Here is a 1450-nt window from a genome sequence, read left to right as displayed (position 1 = left end):
TGAACTGCGCCCCAATTCTTGGACGGGCTAATAAGCGGCCTACGCCGCACATAGGGACTGATTCCGGAATTCCTCCGGGGTCAGTCCCTTCAGTTTAACCTGCCTCCTTCTCGTGTTCCAATGGATGATGTATTCGTCCAGGTCTCTCTTGAAGTCTTCGAAGCAAGGCCATTTTCTTCCGCGAAAGAACTCGTCCTTCATATGGCCGAACACCTGCTCCGTCGCGCCGTTGTCGATGCAGTTGCCCTTCCGGGACATGCTCTGCACCACGCCGGCCTCCTCCAACCGCTTGCACCACCCGGCCTGCTGGTACTGCCAGCCCATGTCCGAGTGCAGGACCGGCCTGGAGCCCTCGGGCATCTTGGACACGAGCTGGTCGAGCAGCTCGTGCTGCTGGGCCATGTTGGGATGCAGCGACGTGGACCAGGCGACGATCTCCTTGCTGCCGAAATCGTAGACCGGCGCGAAGTAGGCCTTGCCCCAGGGCTGCTTGAACTCGGTGACGTCGGTGCCCATCTTCTCCCACGGCCCGTCGGCGGCGAAGTCCCTGCCGATGACGTTCTCGAAGGTCTTTCCGACCTTGCCCCTGTACGAGTTGTACCTGTGGTAGTCGGTCTCGCGGCGGATCCCGCAGCTGATGCCCATCTCGCGCATCATCTTCAGCGTCGTCTTGTCGGCTATGCGCACGCCCCGCTCGGCGCGCAGGCACATGGCGATCTGCCTGTGGCCGCACCCGTTGGCGGTGCGCGAGAATATCTCGGCGGCGGCCTCCCAGAGCTCGGGCCTGGTGGGAGCCTTCGGGTGCGACAGCGCGTAGTAGTAGCTCGACCTCGCCAGGCCGGCGCACTCGAGCAGGTCGGCGAGGGGGTATTGCCCTGAAAGCCCGCTCACGACCGCGGCCTTCTCGCCGTTCGAGAGCGTTTCTCCGCCTTCAGGGCGATCGATTTTTTTAGGTAGGCGTTCTCCGCCTCGAGCTTCTTGATCCTGCGCTCGAGCTCTTGCTCGCGCGTCGTCTCCCCGGACGGGGAGCCGGACCCCCTCGGCCTCCCCCTGGGCTTTGGCCTGAGCGCCTCCGGGCCCTCCTCCCTGTAGGCCTTCAGCCATTTCTTGAAAGGGCTTGGCGAGGCTATCCCGAACTTCTCCATGGCCTCGGGCTTCGTCATGCCCTCGTCGACGACCGCCCTGACGGCGGCCAGCTTCGTCTCGAACGAATAGGCGGTGTGTTTCTTTCCCATCATGGCCAGAACCTCGATACCAGCAGACCTGTAGGTGCACAGCCATTCTCTCACGGTTTCCTCCGGCATCCCGAGAAGGGCCGCGATTGCCGCGCGGCCGTGCCCCTCGTCGTGCAGCTCTGCCGCTCGCAGTCTCATCCCGACGTCGTACAAAGCGTTTCCAGCCATAAAAAAGCCTCCCATTCTTGTGTCCAAGAAATGGGAGGCAGTTCACG

The 1450-nt window shown here is 62.8% G+C and carries 2 protein-coding genes; both read right to left on the bottom strand.

Translation table 11 applies throughout. From position 1 onward, the window contains the following. Window positions 1–39: 39 nt before the first annotated feature. Window positions 40–945, bottom strand: coding sequence for an IS3 family transposase (locus DW195_RS10235; protein ID WP_233502706.1), 906 nt, complete (start codon window positions 943–945; stop codon window positions 40–42). Further along, a complete protein-coding gene (locus tag DW195_RS10230) occupies window positions 888–1403 on the bottom strand; it encodes a helix-turn-helix domain-containing protein (protein WP_117786972.1) in 516 nt (171 codons plus the stop codon). Before DW195_RS10230 ends, DW195_RS10235 begins: the two co-directional genes overlap by 58 nt. Window positions 1404–1450 lie beyond the last annotated feature (47 nt).

It is taken from the genome of Collinsella sp. AM17-1, from assembly GCF_003470665.1.
Classification (GTDB): domain Bacteria; phylum Actinomycetota; class Coriobacteriia; order Coriobacteriales; family Coriobacteriaceae; genus Collinsella.
This window is presented reverse-complemented; position numbering and strand designations above follow the sequence as displayed.